Annotated in this window: 16 protein-coding genes, 1 tRNA gene and 1 pseudogene; 8 read left to right on the top strand and 10 right to left on the bottom strand. The window is 65.0% G+C overall.

Going from position 1 to position 25,125, the window contains the following annotated elements:
- The first annotated feature begins 48 nt into the window (after positions 1 to 48).
- The 3 genes from DFP89_RS16845 to DFP89_RS16855 all read left to right on the top strand — a co-directional run bounded on the left by DFP89_RS16845 (position 49) and on the right by DFP89_RS16855 (position 4,165).
- Positions 49 to 125, top strand: a tRNA-Met gene (locus DFP89_RS16845).
- Between the two features lie 228 nt (positions 126 to 353).
- Complete coding sequence (locus tag DFP89_RS16850; protein WP_220269863.1) at positions 354 to 2,849, top strand: AAA family ATPase; 2,496 nt, start codon at positions 354 to 356, stop codon at positions 2,847 to 2,849.
- Positions 2,849 to 4,165, top strand: coding sequence for an McrC family protein (locus tag DFP89_RS16855; protein WP_114350554.1), 1,317 nt, complete (start codon positions 2,849 to 2,851; stop codon positions 4,163 to 4,165). Before DFP89_RS16850 ends, DFP89_RS16855 begins: the two co-directional genes overlap by 1 nt.
- 197 nt (positions 4,166 to 4,362) lie before the next feature.
- Here DFP89_RS16855 and DFP89_RS16860 read toward each other — a convergent pair whose 3' ends face one another.
- Complete coding sequence (locus DFP89_RS16860) at positions 4,363 to 4,614, bottom strand: hypothetical protein (RefSeq protein WP_114350555.1); 252 nt, start codon at positions 4,612 to 4,614, stop codon at positions 4,363 to 4,365.
- A gap of 243 nt (positions 4,615 to 4,857) precedes the next feature.
- A pseudogene (locus DFP89_RS21050) lies at positions 4,858 to 5,328 on the bottom strand (error-prone DNA polymerase); the annotation flags it as partial.
- A 100-nt stretch (positions 5,329 to 5,428) separates the two neighbouring features.
- On the opposite strand from DFP89_RS21050, the gene DFP89_RS16875 reads away from it, so the two are divergent.
- A complete protein-coding gene (locus DFP89_RS16875; RefSeq protein WP_068767957.1) occupies positions 5,429 to 7,333 on the top strand; it encodes a heavy metal translocating P-type ATPase in 1,905 nt (634 codons plus the stop codon).
- A 530-nt stretch (positions 7,334 to 7,863) separates the two neighbouring features.
- Here DFP89_RS16875 and DFP89_RS16885 read toward each other — a convergent pair.
- The 8 genes from DFP89_RS16885 to DFP89_RS16915 all read right to left on the bottom strand — a co-directional run bounded on the left by DFP89_RS16885 (position 7,864) and on the right by DFP89_RS16915 (position 20,057).
- Positions 7,864 to 9,045: an acetate/propionate family kinase gene (locus DFP89_RS16885; RefSeq protein WP_114350557.1), complete on the bottom strand. Its 1,182-nt coding sequence runs from the start codon at positions 9,043 to 9,045 to the stop codon at positions 7,864 to 7,866.
- A complete protein-coding gene (locus tag DFP89_RS16890) occupies positions 9,045 to 9,977 on the bottom strand; it encodes a phosphate acetyltransferase (RefSeq protein ID WP_114350558.1) in 933 nt (310 codons plus the stop codon). Before DFP89_RS16890 ends, DFP89_RS16885 begins: the two co-directional genes overlap by 1 nt.
- Before the next feature lie 11 nt (positions 9,978 to 9,988).
- Positions 9,989 to 12,172, bottom strand: coding sequence for a DUF3141 domain-containing protein (locus tag DFP89_RS16895; RefSeq protein WP_181870376.1), 2,184 nt, complete (start codon positions 12,170 to 12,172; stop codon positions 9,989 to 9,991).
- Between the two features lie 143 nt (positions 12,173 to 12,315).
- Positions 12,316 to 13,428, bottom strand: a complete 1,113-nt coding sequence (locus DFP89_RS16900) for an ABC transporter permease (protein ID WP_114350559.1) — start codon at positions 13,426 to 13,428, stop codon at positions 12,316 to 12,318.
- A gap of 4 nt (positions 13,429 to 13,432) precedes the next feature.
- Positions 13,433 to 16,186, bottom strand: a complete 2,754-nt coding sequence (gene rbbA, locus DFP89_RS16905) for a ribosome-associated ATPase/putative transporter RbbA (protein ID WP_114350560.1) — start codon at positions 16,184 to 16,186, stop codon at positions 13,433 to 13,435.
- Positions 16,183 to 16,683 carry an HlyD family secretion protein gene (locus DFP89_RS20870; RefSeq protein ID WP_245948835.1) on the bottom strand — a complete coding sequence of 167 codons (501 nt, stop codon included), beginning with the start codon at positions 16,681 to 16,683 and terminating at the stop codon, positions 16,183 to 16,185. The genes rbbA and DFP89_RS20870 overlap by 4 nt, the downstream gene beginning before the upstream one ends.
- A gap of 103 nt (positions 16,684 to 16,786) precedes the next feature.
- On the bottom strand, positions 16,787 to 17,248 hold the full coding sequence (locus tag DFP89_RS20875; protein WP_231879162.1) for an HlyD family secretion protein: 462 nt from the start codon (positions 17,246 to 17,248) through the stop codon (positions 16,787 to 16,789).
- A 205-nt stretch (positions 17,249 to 17,453) separates the two neighbouring features.
- On the bottom strand, positions 17,454 to 20,057 hold the full coding sequence (locus DFP89_RS16915; RefSeq protein WP_114350581.1) for a cation-transporting P-type ATPase: 2,604 nt from the start codon (positions 20,055 to 20,057) through the stop codon (positions 17,454 to 17,456).
- Positions 20,058 to 20,440: 383 nt separating this feature from the next.
- On the opposite strand from DFP89_RS16915, the gene DFP89_RS16920 reads away from it, so the two are divergent.
- From DFP89_RS16920 to arcC, 4 genes are read left to right on the top strand one after another with little or no spacing between them, the layout of a single operon-like run.
- The gene (locus DFP89_RS16920) at positions 20,441 to 21,910 is read left to right on the top strand and encodes a YfcC family protein (protein WP_114350561.1); all 1,470 of its coding nucleotides are present in this window, start codon (positions 20,441 to 20,443) and stop codon (positions 21,908 to 21,910) included.
- A gap of 15 nt (positions 21,911 to 21,925) precedes the next feature.
- Positions 21,926 to 23,155, top strand: coding sequence for an arginine deiminase (locus DFP89_RS16925; protein WP_114350562.1), 1,230 nt, complete (start codon positions 21,926 to 21,928; stop codon positions 23,153 to 23,155).
- An 11-nt stretch (positions 23,156 to 23,166) separates the two neighbouring features.
- Positions 23,167 to 24,168 carry an ornithine carbamoyltransferase gene (gene argF / locus DFP89_RS16930; RefSeq protein WP_068767967.1) on the top strand — a complete coding sequence of 334 codons (1,002 nt, stop codon included), beginning with the start codon at positions 23,167 to 23,169 and terminating at the stop codon, positions 24,166 to 24,168.
- Position 24,169: 1 nt separating this feature from the next.
- The gene (gene arcC, locus DFP89_RS16935; protein ID WP_114350563.1) at positions 24,170 to 25,081 is read left to right on the top strand and encodes a carbamate kinase; all 912 of its coding nucleotides are present in this window, start codon (positions 24,170 to 24,172) and stop codon (positions 25,079 to 25,081) included.
- The last annotated feature ends 44 nt before the right edge of the window (positions 25,082 to 25,125 follow it).

Raw genomic sequence — 25,125 nt, forward strand, 5'->3', positions numbered from 1 at the left:
CTCTGACACGATGAAATACCGCACCGCAAAGATCCGCGATGCAATTGGCGCGGGGTAGAGCAGCCCGGTAGCTCGTCAGGCTCATAACCTGAAGGTCGCAGGTTCAAATCCTGCCCCCGCAACCAAAAAATCACAAGATATCAGCAAGTTAGAACCTGACGTAAACCGTCGGGTTATCGGCGTCCCACTCTACATCAACGCCACATCAACACGACACCAGAAAAACCGCAACAGGACGCATAAGCCCGCAGCCGCAGGCAGCGGCGGGCAACTCGCAGTTGCGCACCTCCTTGCTTCCGGCCATCATCGGCCCGTGGTTCCAGACGGTGAATTGACGACGACGGATTCTGCCCTTGACCGAACAGTCCAATGTGCCCGACAAGGCACAACACCAGGCATTGGTCGACCGCCTCACCCGCAAGGAAGTCGATGCCGCGATGCGGGAGTGCGATCAGTTGGGCCTTAAGGCCTTCCTCGCCGGCGGTGGCTTTGCAAGCCCGCAAGTCTGGGTCAGCGATGGTGGCAAGGAGCAGTCCTATCCGGCGAAGGCGACAGTCGCAGCCGCCTTGGGGCATCTACCCGATGGCTGCGCCCTCGCAGCGAAGGAGTTCTTCAACGGCTTCGGAGAGGCGCAATCCTTCGCCAGACTTGAGGCTCTGGGATACCGGATACTTCGCAAGGGAGCAGGGGGTGAGGATGACGCCTTCTCTCGCGACCGGATCGAGGCTGCGATGGACGCCTACGACCAGTTTCGCACGTCAGGTGCCCATGCCGATGCGTTCTCAAGCTTCGGAGAGCCAAAGGAATTTTGGGTGCGGTCGACCCGCCCGCGCCAGGACAAGCGCTTTCCGACGAAACCGATTGTCGGATACCTTCTGGGCAAGGCGGCGAGCACATTCAATGGCGGGTGGAGCCAACCAGGGGATGCGGCTGCAAGGCTGCATGCCGCGGGCTACGTCATCGTCGATCAGCATGACACGCCGTTGCCGCTTCCCGACCAACACACCCATCTGATGCGCGGGGCGGAACGCGCGCGGCTCGTCGCCCTGAACTACTTCATCGAGCCTGCTCGGGAAGCCGGGCTTTCTGCGGTTACGATCCGCGCCGGAGACCTGCATGACATGGCGGGCCTTGTGAAGAACTGGGCGAACGTCTGCCAGGCGCTGGAAGGCGAGATGTTCCAGAAGCTTGCCTCGGTACCGGCGCCTACACGGTCCGGGCCGGAACGCAGCACCACGACCGAATACACCTTCGTCCTGACCCAGGACGGGGCCGCGAAGGACAAGCCCATGCCGCACGCCGTTCATACTGCGACCACCAACCTGATCCTCTACGGACCTCCCGGCACCGGCAAGACCTACCAGACAGCGTGGGAGGCGGTTCGCATCTGTCTGGGCGACGCTGTTGTCGCTGATCTCTTTGGCGAAGAGAACCGATATCGGTTGATGGCAGAATACCGGCGCTTGATGTCCGAGGGCCGGATCGAGTTCGTGACCTTCCACCAATCGATGTCATACGAGGAATTTGTCGAGGGGCTGAGGCCCAGCGTCGATGGAGAGGAAGTTCCGGATAATGGCGCGGGCTTTCGTCTGGAGCCTGTTGCCGGAATTTTTCAGCGTATCGCGCGGCGCGCAGGGACAGGCGCCTTTGCGCGCGCCATGCCACAGGCCACGCCGAACACTGGCCGAGAGCCGATTTCGCTGGAGGGACGCAATGTCTTTCAGATGTCGCTCGGAAGCATGAGCGACAAATCCGGTGAGCAGGTCTTCGAGGAAAGCCTCGAAACAGGCATTGCCCTGTTCGGGTTCAATTCCGTCGATTGGACTGATCCGAAGTACGACAGCTTCGAGGAAATCGAGCGTCGACTGGAAACCGAACCTGGCTCTCAACCGAAGGAGCCGCGGATGCTCCATATGTTCCGCAATCAAGTTCAGGAAGGTGACTTATTCATCGTCTCGAAGGGCAAGTCACGCTTCAGGGCCATCGGGATTGTTTCGGGGCCCTATGAATATCAGCAGCGCTCGACCGGCTACAATCACCGGCGCGCGGTGAACTGGATCTGGTCCGATCCTGAAGGTCGGCCATGGCAGGAAATCCATGACTCGGAATTCGCGCGCGATACGATCTATTCTCTGAGCAAGGCCCGGCTGGATATTGCGGCCATTAAGCAGCTGTTGAACGCTGGAGTTCCGCTCGGGGCGTCAGAACCTGGCGACGAAACACCCTTCGTCTTGATCATCGATGAGATCAACCGTGCCAATATCTCGAAGGTTTTCGGGGAATTGATCACGCTCCTGGAACCGGACAAGCGGCTCGGGAGGCGCGACGAAATCCAGCTGACCTTGCCCTATTCGAAGAAGCGCTTCGGCGTGCCGCAGAACTTGCACATCATCGGCACCATGAACACGGCCGACCGCTCGATTGCGCTGCTGGACACCGCCCTGCGCCGTCGGTTCACCTTCAAGGAATTGATGCCGAACCCGGCGGTCCTGTCCCCGAATGTCGGCGGGATCAACCTGCAGAAACTGCTGACCACGATCAACGATCGCATCGAGTATCTCTTCGACCGCGAACACCAGATCGGGCACGCCTATTTCACTGGCTGCACATCGCTTGGGGCCGTCGAGGACGTCATGCGGCACAAGGTCATTCCCCTCCTGTCCGAATACTTCTACGAGGATTGGTCGAAGGTGGCTGCCGTTCTGGGCGATGGCCCGCAAGGCCCGTCCCGGTTTCTGGAAGCCCGCCGCCTGGCCGCGCCTCCCGGCATCGCCGCTGATGATTTCAGCGGTGAAAGACTGCGCTGGCGGGTGAAAGACCAGTTCGACTTCTCCGAGTTCGCCGCCTGATGCCCGCCTACTCCGTTCGCGAATGGGAGACTTTGCCCCATGGCGATGGGGAAGGATGCATTCCGCCGCCCCTGGCCCAGCGCCTTGTGGCACTGGCCAAGGCATCCTCCTTCGCCGGGCGCGGCGGCGGCGGCGTTCTGGAGGATCGCCGCCATGATCTGCGGGCGCGTGGGGTGGTTGGCGTTCTGGCGGTGCCGGGCTGCACACTGGAAATCCTGCCGAAGATCGACGTCGGCGAAAAGGAAGGCTCAGCGCAAGAGACGCGCGAAATCCGCAAGCGCCTCGTCCACATGCTTGCGGTGGCCCTCGACCTGAAGATCCAGACTGGACGCATGACCGACCTCGACTGGCAGCGCGAAACGCTGCTGGAAATCCTGATCCGCATCTTTTGCGACAAGCTGACCGAGGCGGTGCGCCGGGGCATGCCACGGCGCTATACCCTCCACGACGACGACCTGCCGACCTTGCGGGGATCGCTGGATATCCCGCGTCAGTTCACCCGACATCTTGCAAACCCGGGCCGCCTGGCGTGCCGCTATGACGAGTTGTCCGAGGATATCGCCCTCAACCGCATCATGAAGGCGACCATCGCGCATCTGGCGGGCATGTCGCGCAACGCGACGAATGTGCAGCGGCTGCGGGAACTGGCCTTCGTCTATGCCGATGTCGCAGAGGTGCAGGTCCCCGCCCTGCGGTGGGACGATGTTGTCATCGACCGCACGAACAGCGCGTGGCAGGAACTCTTTGGAATGGCGCAGCTGTTCCTGCGTAACCGATACCAGACCACCAGTGCCGGTTCAGGGCAGGGAGCGGCACTGCTGTTCGAGATGAATGCCCTGTTCGAGGAATACATAGGCCGTCTGGTAGCGCGGGCGCTGGCAGGGTCCGAATTCCGCGTGACCCTGCAGGGTGGCCGCCTGTTCTGTCTGACGTCGCTTGATGATGATCGGGCGGTGTTTCAGACCAAGCCCGACATCCTGATCTGGCGCGCTGGTCAGGTCGCCCATGTGATCGACACCAAGTGGAAACGCATTTCCGACCGGATCGACGATCCGAAACAGGGGGTCTCCCAGGCGGACGTCTATCAGATGATGGCCTATGCCCACCTCTACAAGGCCCCGCGGCTGACGCTGCTTTATCCCCACCATGCGGGACTGGGTGACGAAGAAGGGATCCGCGCGCGGTTCCGGGTGACGGGTCAGGAAACACTGCTGGAAACGGCGAGCTTCGACATCTCCACTGGCGCCGACCTTTTGGATCGCGTTCGTGGCCGGATCCTGACTGGCATCGAAGAAATGTCGCCCGCACTGCCGTGATGGCGAAGGGCACGCCCTGGCAGGTGCACAACTGTGCCCATCGGCGGGCGCGACAGATGAGGCCCCGCCGTGCCACCATGTCCCTGCAGCGAATCCCCTGCGGCTCTTTGACCTTGTGAAGCTGTGAACCGGGCCGGGCGCTGCCTTGCGGTCGAGGCGCCCTGCGCTTCCCGCGGGGACACCACCCGGCCCGGCTTTCACCCGCACGCCCTGGCCTGGTCCCGCAGCACCGCATAGTCGCTGAGCATGCGGACCAGCATCGCCCCCTCCGGCAGAGCCTCGACCTCCCTGGCCGCGCGGACCTGTTCGGCGGTGGTGTAGGTGACCACCGGCGGACAGGCCCCCGGCCCGCCGCTGTCAGAACCGCCCGCCGCGCAACCGCTCAGCGAGAGCATCGCGATCAGCGGGGCGGCGGCTGGCGGCTTCCAGCATCCGGCGGTGGACGGCATTACTTCTCTCCCGTGTTTCCAAGCGCTCGGCGGCACGGCCGGCGCGCTCGCCTGCCCGGCGCAGGTTCACCATGAACAGGAGGATCGCAGCACCGGCGAGGAGGATCCCCGCCGCCCTGCGCCCCCACGCCGATCCGGCGAACGCGGCACCCAGCCCGGCAATCACCGCCGCCCCCGCTTCCAGTCGTCGATGCGGGCATGGATGGTGACGGCGATGCCGGCGAGCGCCACGGCGATCAGCAGCCAGCGCAGGGTGTCGAGGTAAGGCACCAGCGGCTGGATGGCCCCCTGCGCCTCGGCGAGCACCTCCCGCGCGACCTCGACGCCGGCAGCCTGGATCACGGTTGCCGTCAGTCCGGCGCGCTCGCGGCCATAGCGGTCATAGTTCCACTGGATCACCTCTTCCCGGCGCTCATGTTCGAAATCGACGTCGATATCCGGCGGCTCGCCGCGTTCCTTACTGATGAACCGCTCAAAGATCAGGGCGATGCTCTCGGGCGGGACCTCGGTGATGCCCAGAAGATAGCAGACCACGGAATTCGCCGCCGAGCCGCGGCCCTGACAGAGGATGCCCTTCGATCTGGCAAACTGCACGATGTCATGTACGGTCTGGAAATAGGGCGCCTAGTCCACCTCGCGGATCAGAGTCAGCTCCTTCTCGACACGGTGGACGATCGTCGGCGGCGGGCCGGCAGGATAGCGTCCGTGCGCACCTGCATCTGGACCGCCATCGCGGCGCTTGCATCGCGGGGCAAGAAGCCCACATGAACGATTCTCGAACCCAGCCAGCACTTGTGCCAGCCAGGAGCCTGACATGAAGCGATCCCTGCCCGTTGACCTGTCGCTGGTCCTCTCGCTCGCCACAGTACTCGGCATGGCGATGGCCGTGGCCGGACGGTGGCCGGCGCACGAGATTCTTGGCGCCTTGCTGGCTCCGGGGCTGGCGCTGGTCTATCTGGCGGGCGGGTTTCCGACCGCCTGGCGCGCGGTTTCGGAACTGTGGCGCGAGCATGTTCTCGACATCGACCTCTTGATGATCGCCGCCGCCATCGCTGCGGCGGTGGTCGGCGCACCGTTCGAGGGCGCGGTGCTGCTGACGCTGTTCAGCATCTCCACCACGCTTGAGGAGCGGGCACTCGGCCGGGCGCGGCGGGCCATCGAGGCGTTGATGGCGCTGCGCCCCGAGACGGCGCTGCGCAGAACCGCGGGCGGCGCGGTCGAGGAAGTCGCCGCCGGGGAACTGGCCGTCGGCGACGTGGTGGTGCTGCGGCCCGGCGCACGGGTGCCGAGCGACGGCGTGGTTCTCACCGGGCGCGGCGGCATCGACGAGGCCAACATCACCGGCGAATCCATGCCCGTATCGAAGGAGGCGGGCGCACAGGTCTTCGAGGCTACGGTCAATCTCGACGGCGTGATGGACATGACCGTCACGAACACGGTCGGCGACAGCACCATCGCCCGCATGATCCGGCTGGTGACCGAGGCGCAGGCCGCCCGCGCCCCCTCCGAGCGGTTCAGCGAATGGTTCGGGCAGCGCTATACGGTCGCGGTCATGGCCGGGGCGGTGATCGCCTTCGCCGCCTTCTGGTGGATGGGCCGCGACTGGGAACAGGCGCTCTACCGGGCGGCAACGCTGCTGGTCGCGGCCAGCCCCTGCGCCATCGTCATCTCGGTCCCGGCCGCGATCCTGTCGGCGCTGTCGGCGGCGGCGCGCGGCGGCGTGCTCTTCAAGGGCGGGGCGGCGCTGGAAACCCTGGCGAGTGTCGAAACCTTCGCCTTCGACAAGACCGGAACGCTGACCACCGGCCGCGCGGCGGTGACGCGGGTGGTGGCGCTCGACGGCGACGAGGCCGGGTTCCTGTCGCTGCTGGCCGGGCTGGAGGCCGGGTCGGAACACCATATCGCTGCCGCCATCGCCCGCGAGGCCGGGGCGCGCGGGCTTGCGGCGGCGAAGGTCGTGGACGCAACGGCACGGCCCGGGTTCGGCATCCTCGGACGGGACGAGGACGGCCCCCTCTGGGCCGGCAACCCCTATCTGGCCGAGGAGATGGGCGCCCGGATCGACCATGCCGCGTTGCAGGTGCTGGCGGATACGGCGCAGACCGTAGTCTATCTGGGGCGCGGCCAGAGGGTCCTCGGCGCTGTCTGCGTCGCGGACGAGGCGAGGCCGAGTTCGGCCGCCGCCCTGGCCGCCCTGCGCCGCGGCGGGGTTCGCCGCATCGTTATGATGACCGGGGATCGTCGCCCGGTGGCGCTGCGGATCGGCGGCGAGCTGGGGCTTGTGCCTGACGAGATCCATGCCGGGATGCTGCCCGAGGACAAGGTGCGCCGGATTGCAGAGCTGACCCGAGACGGAAAGGTTGCCTTCGTCGGCGACGGCGTGAACGACGCGGCGGCGCTCGCCCGCGCCGATGTCGGCATCGCCATGGGTGCCGCCGGGTCGGAGGTCGCGCTTCAGGCGGCCGATGTGGCGCTGCTGTCCGAGGACATGGAGCGGCTGGCCGACGCGCACCGTCTATCGCGCCGTGCTTCCGCCGTCATCCGCCAGAATCTGGTCTTCGCCATCGGCGCGATGCTGGTGCTGGTCATCGGCGGCCTGTTCTTCGACCTGCCGCTACCCTTGGCGGTGATCGGCCACGAGGGCGGAACGGTGCTAGTCGTGCTGAACGGGCTCAGGCTCCTGTCCGACCCGATCCGCCGGCCGAAGCCGCGGGGCTGACGCGCCCCTGTCGCCGGTCGCCCAGACGTTGCCGGCGATGGCGACGCAGAGCGACGGCGGCGATCTGACGCGCCCCGAACCGGTGCGCGAGGCCGGATATCGGGCCGCCGAACAGGGCGCCGATTGCACGGGGTCGGATGCCCTCCGCCTCGCGCATCGAAACAGCGCGTCGAGGCGCAGGCGCGCCGCCAGGTCCCCGCCTGCCTGGAGAACATGGTATGCGAGAGGCTCTGCCCTCGTACCTCGACGCGGTGACGGTAGTCGCCGGAAGTCGCGACGGCACAATCCTCGAGCGCGAGGATCGAATGCGCCGTGCGTCGTTCATGGTCTCCTCGTCCTTGGAGGCCAGCAGATGTCAGATCATAGCTTTCGCCACTGTCCGATTTTCGGGGGGTAGCTCAATCTGGGAGTACAAATTGCAGATCGGCGGAGCTGGGAATCGGGACGGGAAGGGGCAATTAGGAGCATTGCAGGAACACGCAAGCCCAGGGAAGAGCTGTTCGGAAGTTACATGATCACAGGCACTGAAATCACGTGGTGCCGCTCGTCAGTGCAAAGGTGTGGCGCGCGATCATCCGTTCTTCGTCGGTAGGGATGACCAGGATCGGGAGGCGACTCGCAGGGGTGGAAATGCAGGTTGCGCCAGCGGCATTGGCAGCGGGGTCGATCTCGGCGCCAAGCCAGGCAAGGCGCGCGGCGATGCGGGCGCGGATCTCGGGCGAATGTTCGCCAATTCCGGCGGTGAACACGAAGGCGTCCAGCCCGCCGAGGGCCGCGGCCAACTGGCCGGCGTGGAGGCCGCAGCGATAGGCGAAATGCTCGATGGCAAGGGCGGCGCGCGGGTCGGGGCTGGTCAGAAGGTCGCGCATGTCGCTGGAGATGCCCGAAAGGCCCTTCAGCCCCGCCTCGCGATAGAGGAGGCGGGTGATCTCGGCCGGGGTCATGCCTTTTTCCTCGATCAGATGCAGCACCACGCCGGGGTCGAGCTGGCCGGGGCGGGTGCCCATCGGCAGGCCGTCAAGCGCGGTGAACCCCATCGTCGTCTCGACGCTGCGACCACCCTGCAAGGCGCACATCGAGGCGCCGCTGCCCAGATGGGCGACGATGACGCGGCCCTCGGCGATCTCGGGCGCGGTTTCGGACAGGGCCTGCGCGATGTATTCGTAGCTGAGGCCGTGAAAGCCGTAGCGGCGGATGCCTTCGTCGTAGAAGGCGCGCGGCAGGGCATAGCAGTTGACATGTTCGGCATGGTGGCGGTGGAATGCCGTGTCGAAACAGGCGACCTGCGGGGCGTCGGGCGCGATCGCCATGGCCAGGCGGATCGGCGCCAGATTGTTCGGCTGATGCAGGGGCGCCAGAGTCTGATAGCGGGAGAGCCGGTTCAGGATATCCTCGTCGATCAGCACGGCGCGGTCGAAATCCGGCCCTCCATGCACGACCCGGTGGCCGATGGCGCGCAGGGTGATGCCCTTGCGGGTCTTCAACCAGTCCCGCAGGACGCCAATTGCGGCTGGCAGGTCGGGGATTTCGGCGGCCTCATGGCTGCGGTCGATCAGCACGGCGCCTGCAGAATCGACGATCCTGAGCCGGGGCCTGACTCCGATCCCGTCGACCTGGCCGCGCACACGTCGCTGCAATCCGCCATCGACAAGACCGAAGGACTGGAACTTCAGGCTGGACGACCCCGCGTTGACGACCAGGATCACGTCCATCAGACGCCGGCCTTCCTGCGGAGCGCATTGGCATAGATCGCCGCCACTGCGCAGGAGGCCATGCGGGTGCGGACGCTGTCGGCCCGCGAGGTCAGGATGATCGGCACGCGCGCGCCCAGCACGATCCCGGCGGCATCGGCGCGGGACAGGAAGATCAGGTTCTTCGCCAGCATGTTTCCGGCCTCGAGGTCGGGAACGACAAGGATCTGGCCGTGGCCGGCAACCGGGCCGCCGATGCCCTTGATGCGCGCCGCTTCGGGATCGATGGCATTGTCAAAGGCCAGCGGGCCATCCAGCAGGCCGCCGGTGATCTGTCCCCGTTCGGCCATCTTGCACAGCGCAGCCGCCTCGATCGTTGAGGGGATCTTCGTCGTCACCGTCTCGACCGCCGACAGGATCGCCACCTTGGGTGTGCCAAGCCCGATGCCCGCCCACAGGTCGATGGCGTTCTGTACGATGTCGCGCTTGCTGTCGAGATCGGGAAAGATGTTGATCGCTGCATCGGTGATGAACAGCGTCTCGGGGTGGCCCGGCACATCCATGATGAAGACATGGCTGATCCGGCGTTCGGTGCGCAGGCCGGTGGTCGCGTCGGTGACTTCCTTCATCAGCTCATCGGTGTGCAGGCTGCCTTTCATCAAAAGCTCGCCCTTGCCGGCGCGGATCAGGGCCACCGCCTGCGCGGCGGCGGCGTGGCTGTGCGGCGCATCGACGAACTGCCGCCCGGCAAGGTCGATGCCGTGTTCGGCGGCGATGGCGCGGATGCGGGCTTCCGGCCCCACCAGAACCGGCTCGATCAGATGTGCCGCCGCCGCCTCCATCGCGCCGCGCAGCGAGGTCTCGTCGCAAGGATGTGCGACGACGGTCAAGGCGGGCGAGCCGTCGCGGGCGGCGGCAATCAGGCGCTGGTGCTTGTCGTGAAGCTCGTCCATGGGGTGTCCGTTCAGGATGCCTTGCGTTTGTCGATCGCTGCGGGTCCGATGCCAAGAAGGCTGGCGATCCGGTTCAGCCGCTGCCGCGCCTTGTGGTCCAGCGCGCCGCTGGCCTCGACCACCTCGCGGATGGTGTCAAGCGCCATGCGGCGCTGGTCGCCGGATTCGGGCATGAGACCGGGAATGGCCCCAAGCGCCGCCTCTTCGTCGAGAAGCAGCATCTGAAGCTGTTCACGCACCATCTGCTTGAAATCGGCCAGCGTCAAAGCGCCGCTTTCGGGATGGGTCCGGCGCAATCGGGCGATCTCGGCGAACTGGCGTTCGTCGACGACCCTGCCCGACATGCCGACCCAGATCAGCGCCCGCACCACTGCCGCGACAGGACCGCCCTCCGTCATGTTTCGGCGCAGCCCCTCGTCGCGGCGCCTGACCAGTTCGTCATGCAGCCCGGTATGTGCGGGCTTGCGCGGGCGCTCTGTCGAGGATGTGTCGACGCCTAGCGCCGCCTGCAAGGCCCTATTGCCATAAATGGCGTGGAAACTGGCCTCGGATGTCCAGTTGATCACGTCGCGCATCGCGTCAAGACCCTGAACGATGGCGGTTGATGTCATCTCCTGCATGTTGAGCCAGGGGTTGTCCGGGCTGGCAGGTTCGCGTTTTTCGCGCACACTTTCTGCCAGTCCCTTGACCTGCCGCATCCAGGGGTTGCCGGCGCAGAACATCTCGTAGGACAGTCGCAGCGGGTGGAACCTGCGCGTCGCCTCGGCGAAGGATGGCGTCGTGAAGGCCTGCACGAAGGGCTGGGCGAAGGTGCGGTAAAGTGCCAGGTTGATCTCGGAGAGCCGTGCCACCGTCTCGAACTTGCGCTCGTCCTCAAGGTCGTTGCCGCCAAGCGCGCGGATGTCATCCAGCGTGCGCGCCTCGCAACGCATCACCCAGTCGCCCTTGACCAGATCGGCATTGACTCCGGCCGCCTCCTTCGGGGTCAGCACCGCCTCGTAAAGACCGGGGGGCAGCACGTCGATCAGGTCGATGTTGTGGGCGAACTCGTCATGTTCCTTGCGTGCGACCTGGCCCGAGACGAAAATGCCCAGATGGCCGATATGGTCGTGCACCGTGTAGACAATGGTTTGCCCCCAGGCGCGGATGTCGTCCTCGCTGTCATAAAGGTCAAGGATCCAGTCCAACGCCTGCTGCGGCGGAGTGATGTTGTCGCCCTTCGAGCAGAAGACGACGATGGGCGAGTTGATCGCGCGCAGGTCGATGGCAGTGCCATCCGCAGTTCGGATATCGCCGGCCGCAAGATGGTTGCCGACGAAAAGCTCGTCCACGATCCACTGCATTTCCCCGGCATTCAGCGTGACCAGGGCATTCCACCACTTCTCGAACCCAAGGTAACGCTCGGGCTCGGTGTCGATCTTCGACCAGAGATTGTATTGATTGGTCCAGAAGGTGTTCGCCGGATCCTGCGCCTCGAAGTTCTGGACCAGCGCGGCGCCATCGAAGATGCCGCCCCCCAGATCGCCCGCCAGTGCCGTCAGCCAGGTTCCGCCCATGAGGCCGCCGGCATAGCGCATCGGATATTTGCCATGCACGCCCGCCCAGTAGGACAGAGGCGTTCCGGGAACGATGATCGGGCCGAAAAGCTCGGGCCGCAGGGCGGCAAGGATCATCACCGCCCAACCGGCCTGGCAATTGCCGATGACGCAGGGCTTGCCCTCGGCCTCGGGGTGGCGCGCGACTACCGTTTCCAGAAAGGTCGCCTGGGCATTGGTGACATCAAGGATGGTCTGGCCGGGAACCGGTTCGGGCAGAAAGCCGATGAACCAGACCGGATGGCCCGCCTTCAGCGCGACGCCCACCTCGCTGTCGGCCTTGAAGCCGCCGATGCCCGAAACCTGACCCGCGCGCGGATCGACGATCACGAAGGGACGTTTCAGGGGGTCGATGGTTACGTCTTCAGGGGGGACGATCCGATAGAGAAGATAGTTCACCGGCGGGTCGAAACTGCGGGCATCGAGGACCAGTTCGGCATCATAGCTCAGGACATTGGGCGCCGGATCTTTGGTATGGGCGTCGTACTGGGCGGCACGTTCGCGCATCACGTCAAGGAAAATCACCGAACGCTGCCAGGCATCTGTCATGTATTCCGCAGTCTGCGCCATCGCGGGAAATGTCATGTCACGCTGAGCCATGTTTCCACCTTTCGATTGCCGGAAGGCCGGCGGGTTCGCCAACCGTCCCATGGGTTCGATATGTCTATCTGCGCGCTGGGCGGCGAAAGGCAAACCATGCGCCCCCGCCCCCGGCGCAACTTTTCGTTATCTGGGCGCGCCCCTTAGCGCAGGAAGGCCCGGAACTGCCGGAGTGCCAGCCAGAACAGCACCGCCCCGATCACCGCCAGCGCAAGAAGCTGCGGCCAGACCACCTCCAGCCCGGCCCCCCGGAACAGGATCGACTGCGACAGGATGATGAAGTGGGTATTCGGTGCCGCCAGCATGATGGTCTGGATGAACTCCGGCATCGACTCGCGCGGGGTCATGCCGCCGGACAGGATCTGCAGCGGGATGAGAACCATCATCATCAGAAGCGCAAACTGCGGCATTGTGCCGGCGACCGTGGCCATGAATATCCCCATCGAGGTCATGGCGACCATCATCAGAACCGCCCCGGCAAGGAAAAGCGGCACCGATCCCGCGACGGGCACATTCATCAGCCCCTGAACCACCACCGTCAGCGAGAAGGTCGAGCCAAGCAGAACCACCAGCCCCATCGACCAGATCTTGGACAGCATGATCTCGGTCGCCGTGACCGGCATCACCAGAAGATGTTCGACCGTGCCATGTTCCTTTTCCCGGATCAGGGCTGATCCGGTCAGGATCAGCGACAGCATGGTGATCGACTGGATAACGCTGTTGATGGCCCCGAACCAGCCGGGATCAAGCGACGGGTTATAGCGGGCGCGAAGGGCCAGTTCGACGGGCAGCGTGCTTTGCGCCCGATACCCCGAGACAAATTCCGAGACCTCGCTGGACACGATCTGACTGACATAGCCGCCGCCGGTGAAAGCCTGGCTCATCCGTGTCGCGTCAATGTTCAGCTGGATCGCCGGTGCCTTGCCCGCCAGCACATCGCGCTGGAAATCCGGTGGAATGTTCAGCGCGAAAGTATCCAGGCCCGCATCCATCCTGGTGTCGATTTCGGCGGCGGTAATCAGGTTCGGCGGCACGAAATAGGGCTGATAGAAGGCCGAGACGATCCGCGACGATAGCTGCGACTGGTCCTCGTCGACGATCGAGATCGCGGCATTGCTCAGCGTCTCCGGGCTGGAATTGGCCGAAGTCCAGACCGACAGGCTGAAGGAATAGACGATCAGCGCCAGCATGATCCAGTCGCGCCACAGCCCGCGCAGCTCCTTCACCCCGAGGTTTCGGACGTTCTTCAGGTTCATGGCGCTACCTCTCCTGCTTCTTCAGGAAGGACACGCTCAACCCCAGGATGATCGGAACCGAGGCCGCCATCGCCAGCGTCGGCTGGATCAGTTCAACAAAGCCGAACGATTTCGAGAAGGCACCGCGGGCCGCCGTGATGAACCATGTGGCCGGATAGACCTCGCCGATGGTACGCCCGAACCCTTCCAGCGAAGATACCGGGTCGATCAGACCGGAATAGGACACCGCGGGAATCATCGTCAGCAGCGTCGTCGCGAACAAGGCCGCAACCTGGCTGGAGATGAATACCGACACCAGAAAGCCAAGCGCGGTGCTGGCCGTCACGAACACCAGCGCGGACATGGAAAAGCCGATGAAACTGCCGGTGAACGGCACCCTGAAGACGAAAACCGCCATCACCATCATCAGCACGAAGTTCACCATGGCCAGCGCCATATATGGCAGCTGCTTGCCCAGAAGGAATTCCAGCCGCGTCACCGGGGTCACGTAGAAATTGATGATCGAACCAAGCTCTTTCTCCCGGGCCACCGACAAGGTGGTCAGGATGGCCGGGATCATCAATAGCAGCATGGGCAGGACCGCCGGCACCATGGCGACGATGCTTTTCACATCCGGGTTGTAGCGGTAGCGGGTGACAAGCTCGAAATCGCCGGCCAGAGCGGCCGAGCCAAGCGCCTCGCGCATCTTGCGCGTGATCCAGTCGCCGTGCATTCCCTGGATATAGCCCTGCACCGTGCCGGATTGGGTCGGGTTGGCACCGTCGAACCAGGCGCCGATCTCGACCGTGCGGCCGCGCGCCACATCCGCGGCAAAGCCGGCAGGAATCTCGATCGCCAGGCTGATCTCGCCCGCCCGCATCCTTGCGTCCATGTCGTCATAGCCCTGAAGCGCGGGCCGTTCGGTGAAATAGCGCGATCCGGCAATGTCGGCGACATAGTCCCGGCTGGCAGTGGTCTGGTCACGGTCCAGAACCGCAAAGGTAAGATCCTCGACATCCATGTTGATGCCAAGGCCGATCACCACCATCAAAAGCAGGCTGCCGACAAGCGCCATCGCCAGACGGATCGGGTCACGCTGAAGTTGCAGGCTTTCCAGCCGCGAATAGCTGAGAAGGCGGCGCAGGCTGAATCTCCGCTGCGGGTGCGGTGGGGCAGGTGCGGCGGCGGGCGCGGCCTGATTGGCTGCTTCGGGCGCAGGGGCGGGTGGCGGTGCGGTCTTGTCGATCGCCTCTTGCAGATAGGCGACAAAGGCATCTTCCAGTGTCTCGCAGCCTTTCGAGGCCTTGATCGCCTCGGCCGTGTCGCTGATCAGCACCTCTCCGGCATGCATCAGCGAGATGCGGTCGCACCATTCCGCCTCGTTCATGAAATGGGTCGAGACGAAGATCGTCACGCCATCCTTGCGCGACAGGTCCGCCAGAATGCGCCAGAAGCCGTTGCGCGCGACCGGGTCCACACCCGAAGTCGGCTCGTCAAGGATCAGGATCTCTGGTCCGTGGATCAGGGCCACGGCCAGCGAAAGCCGCTGCCGGATCCCCAGGGGCAGCGCTTCGGGCAGCGCGTCCGCCACGTCACCAAGGTCGAACCTCTCCGCCATCTCGGCCACCCGCGCGGGGATCTTCGCCTCCTCAAGGGCGAAAAGCCGGGCGTGCAGTTCCAGGTTCTGTCGCACCGTCAGTTCCGAATAAAGCGAGAAGGCCTGGCTCATGAATCCGACCCTGCGGCGCACCGCCAGGTCGCGGGCATCGACCTCGTGGCCAAACAGCCGGGCGATGCCCTCGGTCGGCTCCAGAAGGCCGGTCAGCATCTTCATCGTCGTGGTCTTGCCGCAGCCGTTGGAGCCGAGAAAGCCGAAGATCTCGCCCTTGGCGATGCGAAAGCTGACGTCGTTGACGGCGGTGAAATCGCCGAACCTTTGGGTCAGGTGTTCGGCCTCGATGGCAATCTCGCCATCGGTTGCATCGCGCGGTGGGATCACCACCTCCTGATCGTCACCGCGATCGGCCGCCGGCAAAAGCGCGATGAAGGCGCGGTCAAGATCGGCCGCGCCGGTGCGCGCCAGAAGCTCTGCCGTCGTGCCCGTCGCCAGCACCTTGCCGGCGTTCATCGCCACCAGCCAGTCGAAACGCGCGGCCTCCTCCATATAGGCGGTGGCCGTGATCACGCTCATGTCGGGGCGCGTGGCGCGGATGCTGTCGATCAGATCCCAGAACTGGCGGCGCGACAGGGGATCGACGCCGGTCGTCGGTTCATCAAGGATCAACAGGTCCGGGTCATGGATCAGCGCGCAACAAAGGCCCAGCTTCTGCTTCATGCCACCGGAAAGCTTTGCCGCCGGACGGTCGCGGAACGGCGACATGCCGGTCGCTGTCAGCAGGTCAAGGATGCGGCGATCTCTTTCGGCCTTGTCATGGCCAAAGAGCCTGCCGAAGAACTCCAGATTCTCCTCGACCGAAAGCGTCGGGTACAGGTTCTTGCCCAGCCCCTGCGGCATATAGGCGATGCGCGGGCAGACCCGGCTCCGGTGTCCGGCGTCGCGCATGTCGCCCCCCAGCACATGCACGCCGCCGTCCTGGATCACGCGCGCCCCGGCAAGCAGCGACAGAAGGCTGGACTTTCCAACGCCGTCGGGACCGATCAGCCCCACCATCATGCCGGCGGGGATGTCCAGCGTCACCCTGTCCAGCGCAGTAACCTTGCCGTAACGCAGGATCAGGTCACTGACCGATGCGACCGGCGGCTGGTCTGCCCCGGTCATTTCACGACATTGGCAAGCGAGGCCGGCCATTCGGCATCGGGAAGCGTCTTCAGATAGGCCATGCCCGGGAGGCCGGTCTTCACATAGGCGACATAGCGGGAAAGCAGCTCTGGATCGACTTTTGCCCGAACTCTGAACATCAGCTTCTCACGCTCTTCCGCCGTCTCGACCGTCTTGGGGGTGAATTGCGCCACATCCGCCACATAGGAAACCGTCGCCGGGATCACGATACCGGGGGCTGCATCCAGGGTCAGGCGCACCTCGGACCCGATCTGAACCCGCCCCGCCTGCGATGTGGGCAGGAACACCGTCATGTAGACATCGCCCAGATCGACAAGACTCAGGATCCGGCCCCCCGAGCCGACGACCTCGCCTTCCTGTGCGACAAGATACTGGATACGACCGCTACGGGGGGCGACCAGCGTCGCATCGTCGATCGAGGCCGTGATGGAATCGATCGAGGCCTTTGCCGCATCAATCGCGGCCTCGGCGTCCACCACCTGCGCTTGGGCCGAAGTGATCCCGGCGAGAGCTGCCGCATGCGAAGCCTCGGCCGCGGCGACGCCCGCCTTTGCCTCGCGGTCCTTCGCGCGGTCGTCGTCAAAAAACCTGCTGCGAGACCGCGTTCGTTTTCACCAGCTGTTCCGAACGGGCCAGCTTCTGGGCGGCGGCATCGGCCATGGCCTGCGCCTGATCCACCGCAGCCTCTGCCGCGCGCTCCTGTGCCTCGGCCTGGGCGACCATGGCCTTTGCAGTCTCGATAGCGATACTGGCCCGGCGCAGCTGTGCCTCGGCCTGGCGTTTCTGGGCGTTGAGCTGGACGACATCCATCTGCACAAGCACATCGCCCGCATTGACGACCTGACCTTCGGCCGCCGCAATGTCGGCGATACGGCCGCCGGTCAGCGCGGCGATGTCGATCTCGGTCGCCTCGATCCGGCCATTCGCGCCCACGATGCCCTCAGGCAGCGCCGGCGTGTCCAGCTTGGTCCAGGCAAAATAGGCCGCAACCGCCGCGACCACCAGAATGGTCGGAACAAGGTATTTCGGTTTCTGTTTCACGCCTGCCCTCACTTGCTGCGCCGCGGCATCCTTGAATGCCGATGTTATTTGTGGGGAATCGTCAATACAAGCGCAGCCCCACGCTTCACCCTCCGGGCATCGCTTTTTCGGGGTGACGCGGTGGCGCCGCGAAGTGTAGGCACCAGATACGGCACGGAAATGACAATCCGTCCGGCCTCTCCGCAGTCCTTGGCCTGCGGCCCGATCATCGCGTTAACCCCAGCCTGATCTGCTTCTCGATCTCGATCAGGGCAAAGAACGCAGCGCCGATTCCGACGATCAGCAGGCCGTCGGCCAGCGGTACGGGTTCAGTCCCGAGCACGGCCTGCAAGGGCGGCAAGTAGGTGACGGCGAATTGCGCGGCGGTGATGATGATGACGACAGCCCAGACCACGCGCGTGCCCTTGACCGCATCCCATGTCAGCGAGGTGCCGTGGATGTTGCGGATGAAGAACAGGTGGAAGATCTCCAGCACCACCAGCGTGTTCATCGCAATTGTCTGCGCCAGCGCCAAGGAATAGCCTTGGTCCAGCGCGTAGGTGAACATCCCGAAGACCGCCGCCAGGAACAGTGCCGCCACCAGCACCACATGCCACACCAGCCCCCCCGACAGGATCGGTGTGGCGCGCGGGCGCGGGGGGCGCGACATGGTGACCGCCTCGGTCGGCTCGAACGCCAGGGCAAAGCCCAGGGTGATGCTGGTAATCAGGTTGATCCACAGGATCTGCACCGGTGTCAGCGGCAGCGCCATGCCGGCGACAAGCGCCACGATAACCACCAGCGCCTCGCCCGCGTTGGTGGGCAGGGTCCAGCTGATGACCTTCTTGAGGTTGTCATAGACCGTGCGCCCCTCGCGCACCGCCGCCGCGATCGAGGCGAAATTGTCATCCGCCAGCACCATGTCGGCGGCCTCTTTCGCCGCTTCCGAGCCCTTCAGCCCCATGGCGATGCCCGCATCGGCGCGCTTGAGCGCGGGCGCGTCGTTGACGCCGTCGCCGGTCATGGCGACGGTCAGGCCGTTGGCCTGCAACGCGGTGACAAGGCGAAGCTTGTCCTCGGGGCTGGTGCGGGCAAAGACATCGACGCCCGCGACCTCCAGCGCCAGTTGCGCATCGTCCAGTTTGTCCAGGTCGGCGCCGGTCAGCACACGGGCGTGGTTCACCAGCCCGATCTGGGCCGCGATGGCGGCAGCGGTGCCGGCGTGGTCGCCGGTGATCATCTTGACCCGGATCCCGGCGGCCCGGCATTCCGCTACGGCGGCGATCGCCTCGGGGCGGGGCGGGTCGATCAGGCCGACCAGCCCCAGAAAGCTCAGGCCGCCCTCCAGCGCGGGGGCGTCGATCCGGCCGGTGGTCTCGGCGCGTTCAGCCAGCGCCAGCACACGCAGGCCGCGCCGGGCCATCGCCTCGGCACGGTCGTGCCATGCCTGCAGGTCCAGCCCCGCACACATGCGCAACACCCGTTCCGGCGCGCCCTTGACATGGGTGATGCGGCCCTTGGGCCCATCGGTCAGCACCGCCATGAAGCGGTGGCGGCTGTCGAAGGGGATCGCGTCAAGCCGGGCGCGGGGCGTGTCTTGCATGATCTTGCCGGCGAAAACCAGCAGCGCCCCCTCCATTGGGTCGCCCTCGATGAGCCATTGCCCGCCCTTTTCGACCAGCGCCGCATCGTTGCAAAGCGCCGCCGCACGGGCGAGGGGGCGCAGGTCCCCCGGCGGGTCGATCCGACCCTCGGGCGCGTAACCCTCACCCGAGACCTGAAAGACCCCCTCGGCGGTTTCGGCCGTCACCACCACCATCTCGTTGCGGGTCAGGGTGCCGGTCTTGTCGGTGCAGATGACCGAGACCGAGCCAATCGCCTCGATTGCGGGCAGGTGGCGCACGATGGCATTGCGCCGGGCCATGGCCTGCACGCCGATGGCCAGCGTGATCGTCATCACCGCCGGCAGGCCCTCGGGGATTGCCGACACAGCGATGGCGACCACGGTCATGAACAGGTCCGGGAACGGCTCGTGGCCGACGAAATGGCCCCAGGCCAGCAGCAGCGCCGAGGCCAGCAGGATCAGGAACGACAGCCAGCGCGCGAAGTGGTCCATCTGCGCGACCAGCGGCGTGGTCAGTTGCTCGACCCCTGCCAGCAGGCCGCCGATGCGCCCGATCTCGGTGCTGGAGCCTGTGGCCGCCACCAGCCCCCGCGCGGTTCCCTGCGTCACCAGCGTGCCCGACCACAGCATTGATCTGCGGTCGCCCAGCGGGGCTGCGGCGGCAACCGGATCGGGCGTCTTTTCCACCGCGACGGATTCGCCGGTCAGTATCGCCTCCTGCGCGGCCAGCCCGCGGGCCTCGATCAGCCGCAGGTCGGCGGGAACCTTGTCGCCGGCCTCCAGCAGCACGATGTCGCCGGGAACAAGGCTGGCCCCGTCGACCGACTGGCGCTGCCCGTCGCGCAGGACGGCCGCGCGCGGTGCCAGCATGCCGCGGATCGCGGCCATGGCGGTTTCGGCCTTGCCCTCCTGGACGAAGCCGATCACGGCGTTGGCCAGAACCACGGCAAGGATGACGCCAGTATCGATCCAGTGGTTCAGGAACGCCGTCACCACCGCCGCTGCCAGCAGGACCTGGATCAGCACGTTGTTGAACTGGGCCAGAAACCGCAAAAGTGGCCCCCGCGACTTTGCTTCGGGCAGGCGGTTCGGGCCGTGGGCGGCGAGCCGTTCTTCCGCCTCGGACGTGGTCAGGCCCGCGAGGCGGGCTTCCAGATCGGCAAGGCAATCGGCTGCGGGGCGGGAATGTGGGTCGGAAACCCGCATCAGCATGCCTTCTGCTGGCTATCAATGGCCGCGCTGACGAGGATGCCTGTCTTTGGCCCTCCTACGACATTCATCCCTTCGTAGCCGCTCGTCATTTCCTGTCGCTTCCTCATGTTTTGGCCCCACGCGCCGGCGACCGCACGCGGGTTGCGGCGGGAACAGTGTCGGGGAGTCGCGCCGGCTTGATCTGCATCATGGACCGGTGCAATCGCCCGTGCTTTCAAGCGCAAAAGCCCAGTCAGGCAGAGCAATCAATCAGCATTGAGGACTTGACCATCTCAAATTGTCTGCTACCTCAGCATCGAGCAATTTGATTTGGCGTCAAGCCTCGATAGCTTTGGGTTGAGATTTGCACATCGGAGTTAACCGTAGGGAGACCAGCCATGACAGATCAGAACGCGCCAAGCGGCGATCCGGGCGCATCGGAAAACGATCCCGCCCATGGTCTCGCATCCCGTTTTCCGACTGCCTACACGATCCTTTTCCTGCTGATCATCTTTGTCGCCGCGCTGACCTGGATCATCCCCGCAGGCCAGTATGACCGGGTGATGAACGAGGAAATCGGCCGTGAAGTGGCCGTGGCTGGCACTTTCAAGACGGTCGAGGCGAACCCGCAGGGCTTTGTCGAGGTGATGCTGGCACCCGTCGCGGGTTTCTACGACCCCGACAGCTATGAGGCGAACGCCATCGATGTGGCGCTTTTCGTGCTGTTCCTTGGCGGCTTTCTTGGCGTGGTCAATGCGACCGGCGCGATCGACGCAGGGATCAAGACGGCGATGACCGCGATGAAGGGGCGCGAGATCTGGATGATCCCGATCCTGATGTCGCTGTTTGCGCTTGGCGGCACGACCTATGGCATGGCCGAGGAGACGCTGGCCTTTTACGCGATCCTTATCCCGGTGATGATCGCCGCGGGCTATGATGCGGTGACGGGGGTGGCCACGATCCTGATCGGTGCGGGTATTGGCGTGCTGGGTTCCACCATCAACCCGTTTGCCACTGTCATCGCGGCCAATGCGGCGGGCATTCCCTTTACCGAAGGCATGATCCTTCGCGTCGTGATCCTGCTGGGCGGGCTGGTGATCTGTGCGGCCTATGTCATGCGCTATGCGCATCGGGTCAAGACCGATCCGTCCCGCTCGATCGTGGCGGGCCAGGCCGATGCGCATCGCAGGCTGTTCCTGCACGCGGGGTTCGGCAATATGGAAGATGCCACCCTGACAGGCACACAGAAGGTCGTCCTGATCATCTTTGCGCTGACCTTTGCGGCGATGATCTGGGGCGTCTCCAGCCAGGGCTGGTGGATGGACAAGATGGGTGCGCTGTTCTTCGGATCGGCCATCGTCATCGGTCTGGTGGGACGGCTGGGCGAAAAAAAGCTGACCGGCAGCTTCGTCGATGGCGCGCGCGATCTTCTGGGCGTCGCTCTGGTGGTCGGTCTTGCCCGCGGTATCGTGGTGATCATGGACAACGGGCTGATCGCCGACACGATCCTGCACGGTGCGGAACAGTCGCTGGGCGGCCTTGGCGATCTGGCCTTCATCAACCTGATGTTCTGGATCGAGGTCGGGATGAGTTTCTTCGTGCCGTCCTCTTCGGGGCTAGCGGTGCTGTCGATGCCGATCATGGCGCCGCTTGCCGATTTCGCCGGTGTCGGGCGCGACCTGGTGGTCACGGCCTTCCAGTCGGCCAACGGGCTGGTGAACCTGATCAACCCGACCTTCGCGGTCGTGGTCGGCGGCCTTGCCATCGCGCATGTGTCCTACATCCGCTGGTTGGCCTTCATCTGGCCGCTGATGCTGATCCTGCTGGTCTTCATCACGGCGGCTCTCACTGTCGCCGCACTTCTGTAAGGAAAGGTAGAAACCGTGTCCGATCAAACGCTTGGAGTTCACTCTGAAACTGGCAAGCTGCGTCAGGTCATCGTATGCCGGCCCGGCCTTGCTCACCGCCGGCTGACGCCCGACAATTGCCAGGAACTGCTGTTCGACGATGTGTTCTGGGTCAAGCAGGCGCAGAAGGACCATGACGTCTTCGCATCCGTCATGCGCGACGAGGGCGTCGAGGTGCTGGACGTGAACGACCTGCTGGCCGAGACGCTGGACCTGGCCGAGGGGCGCAAGTATGTGCTGGACCACCGCATCAACCGCGATCAGGTCGGCGTCGGCATGCTGGCCGAACTGCGGGCCTGGATGGAGGAGCTGCCCGGCGCGAAGCTGGCGGAATACCTGCTGGGCGGGCTGGCGACCGGCGATCTGCCGTTCAAGCCCAGCGGGTTGTTCGGGGCCTATCTTGGCCATCAGGGCCTGATCCTGCCGCCGCTGCCCAACGCGCTTTTCACCCGCGACAACTCGGCCTGGATCTATGGCGGGGTCTCGGTCAACCCGATGCACTGGCCGGCCCGGCGCCCCGAGACGCTGCTGAACACCGCGATCTACAAGTTCCACCCCAAGTTCGCCGGCAAGGCCGAGATCTACTTCGGCGATCCCGGCGTGGATCACGGGCTGGCGACCGTCGAAGGCGGCGACATCATGCCGGTCGGCAATGGTACGGTGCTGGTCGGCATGGGCGAGCGGTCTTCACCGCAGGGCATCGGGCAACTGGCGGTCGCGCTGTTCGAAAAGGGCGCCGCCCAGCGGGTTCTGGCCTTTGCCATCCCGAAATCGCGCGCCGCGATGCACCTGGACACGATCTTTACCCTCTGCGGCGGCAACGTGGTCACGACCTTTCGCGAAGTGGCCGAGGAACTGGTCTGCTATGACCTGCGCCCCGGCAAGGGCGGGGCGGCGATAGAGTTCCGCCACGATCCGCGCCCGATCTTCGAGATCGTGGCCGAGGTCCTGGGCTACAAGTCGCTGGAACTGGTCGCGACCGGCGGCAACACCGAGGAGGAACGCAAGCGCGAACAGTGGAATGACGGCAACAACGTGCTCTGCCTGCGTCCGGGCGTGGTCATCGGCTATGACCGCAACGACGACACCAACGCGGCGCTGAAGGCCGCCGGCATCGATGTACGCGCCATTCCGGGCGCCGAGCTGGGCCGCGGCCGCGGCGGCAGCCACTGCATGTCCTGCCCCACCATCCGCGACGCCGTCTGAGGAGGCACCGAATGTCGTTCAACCTGAAAAACCGCCATTTCCTGACCCTCCGCGATTTCACCCCGGCCGAGATCGGTTTCCTTCTGAAGCTTTCGGCCGATCTGAAGACGGCGAAATACGCCGGAACCGAAGTGCCGAAGCTGAAGGGCAAGGAGATCGCGCTGATCTTCGAGAAGGACAGCACCCGCACCCGCGTGGGCTTCGAGGTGGCGGCGCATGACCAAGGCGCGACCGTGACCTATCTGGGGCCGTCCGGCAACCACATGGGCCACAAGGAAACCGTCAAGGACACCGCCCGCGTGCTGGGCCGCATCTACGACGCGATCGAATACCGCGGCTTCGGGCAGGAAGTGGTGCAGACGCTGGCCGACTGGTCCGGCGTGCCGGTCTACAACGGGCTGACGGACGAGTTCCACCCGACCCAGATCCTCGCCGATTTCCTGACCATGCAGGAACATGCCGAAAAGCCGCTGCGTCAGGTGTCCTATTGCTTCCTTGGCGATGCCCGCAACAACATGGGCGACAGCCTGCTGATCGGCGGCGCCAAGATGGGCATGGACGTGCGGCTTTGCGCGCCAAAGACGCTGTGGCCGACGGCCGAGATTCAGGACTATGCAAATGCCGTCGCCAAGGACACCGGGGCGCGGATCACGCTGACCGATTCCGTCGACGAGGGCGTGAAAGGGGTGGATTTCGTCTATACTGACGTGTGGCTCTCGATGGGCGAGGCCAAGGAGAAATGGGCTGACCGCATCAAGCTGCTGATGCCCTATCAGGTCAACGCCGAGGTGATGAAAAAAACCGGCAACCCGCGCGCCCGATTCATGCATTGCCTGCCTGCCTTCCACAACACCGAAACCACCGTCGGCCAGCAGATCAAGGACGAGTTCGGGCTCGACTGCATGGAAGTGACCGAGGAGGTCTTTGAAAGCCCGGCCTCGATCGTCTTCGACCAGGCCGAGAACCGGCTGCACACGATCAAGGCGGTTCTGGTCGCCACGCTGGGGGGCTGAAATGCTTGTGGTGTCAGCACTTGGCGGCAACGCCCTGTTGCGGCGGGGCGAGCCGCTGACGGCCGAAAACCAGCGGGCCAACGTGCGCGAGGCCGCGCGCGCGCTGGCGCGCATCGTTCAGGCCGGGCACCGGCTGGTCATCACCCACGGCAACGGCCCGCAGGTCGGGCTGCTGGCGCTGCAGGGCGCGGCCTACAAGCCGGACGAGGCCTATCCGCTGGATGTGCTGGGGGCCGAGACCGGCGGCATGATCGGCTACATGATCGAGCAGGAGCTGGAAAATGCGCTGGGTCACAGTCGGCCGGTGGCCACGCTGCTGACCCAGGTGATCGTGGACGGGACTGACCCGGCTTTCGGCAAGCCCACTAAGTTCATCGGCCCGGTCTACGAACGTGAAGAAGCCGAGGCCCGCGCCAGGGCCGCCGGCTGGTCCATTGCGCCCGATGGCGACAAGTGGCGCCGCGTCGTGCCCTCGCCGGTACCGAAAGAAGTCCCCGACATACGCGTGCTGCAGCTTCTGCTGGAGCGGGACGTGATCGTGATCTGCACCGGCGGAGGCGGCATTCCGGTGCTGCGGCAGCGCGATGGCAGCATGACCGGGATCGAGGCGGTGATCGACAAGGATGCCGCCAGTGCTCTTCTGGCATGCCAACTCGGAGCAGATGCCCTCTTGTTGCTGACCGACGTGGATGCCGTCTATCGCGATTTCGGCACCCCGACCGAAGCAGTGATCGCCTCGCTGACCCCCGACGAGGCGCGCGCACTCGATCTTCCTGCCGGGTCGATGGGACCGAAAATGACCGCCGCCGCAGACTTTGCCGACCAAGGCGGGCTGGCCGGGGTCGGGCGGCTCGATCAGGCGGTAGAGATCCTGGAACGGCGCGCGGGCACCCGTGTCCGGAACGGAGATTGAGATTCAAGGAAGGTTTGGCTTTGCGGCAACGAGAAAGGACCAAC

Origin of the sequence: Paracoccus lutimaris, from assembly GCF_003337565.1 — a bacterium.
In the GTDB taxonomy this organism is placed as follows: Bacteria; Pseudomonadota; Alphaproteobacteria; order Rhodobacterales; family Rhodobacteraceae; genus Paracoccus; species Paracoccus lutimaris.

Excerpts from the sequence above, each read along its gene's own strand:
- argF (WP_068767967.1), top strand. The coding sequence starts at position 23,167 with ATGTCGTTCAACCTGAAAAACCGCCATTTCCTGACCCTCCGCGATTTC.
- DFP89_RS16855 (WP_114350554.1), top strand. The coding sequence starts at position 2,849 with ATGCCCGCCTACTCCGTTCGCGAATGGGAGACTTTGCCCCATGGCGAT.
- DFP89_RS16890 (WP_114350558.1), bottom strand. The coding sequence starts at position 9,977 with ATGGACGAGCTTCACGACAAGCACCAGCGCCTGATTGCCGCCGCCCGC.
- DFP89_RS16920 (WP_114350561.1), top strand. The coding sequence starts at position 20,441 with ATGACAGATCAGAACGCGCCAAGCGGCGATCCGGGCGCATCGGAAAAC.
- DFP89_RS16900 (WP_114350559.1), bottom strand. The coding sequence starts at position 13,428 with ATGAACCTGAAGAACGTCCGAAACCTCGGGGTGAAGGAGCTGCGCGGG.
- DFP89_RS16885 (WP_114350557.1), bottom strand. The coding sequence starts at position 9,045 with ATGGACGTGATCCTGGTCGTCAACGCGGGGTCGTCCAGCCTGAAGTTC.
- DFP89_RS16915 (WP_114350581.1), bottom strand. The coding sequence starts at position 20,057 with ATGCGGGTTTCCGACCCACATTCCCGCCCCGCAGCCGATTGCCTTGCC.
- arcC (WP_114350563.1), top strand. The coding sequence starts at position 24,170 with ATGCTTGTGGTGTCAGCACTTGGCGGCAACGCCCTGTTGCGGCGGGGC.
- DFP89_RS16895 (WP_181870376.1), bottom strand. The coding sequence starts at position 12,172 with ATGGCTCAGCGTGACATGACATTTCCCGCGATGGCGCAGACTGCGGAA.
- DFP89_RS16875 (WP_068767957.1), top strand. The coding sequence starts at position 5,429 with ATGAAGCGATCCCTGCCCGTTGACCTGTCGCTGGTCCTCTCGCTCGCC.
- DFP89_RS16860 (WP_114350555.1), bottom strand. The coding sequence starts at position 4,614 with ATGCCGTCCACCGCCGGATGCTGGAAGCCGCCAGCCGCCGCCCCGCTG.
- rbbA (WP_114350560.1), bottom strand. The coding sequence starts at position 16,186 with ATGACCGGGGCAGACCAGCCGCCGGTCGCATCGGTCAGTGACCTGATC.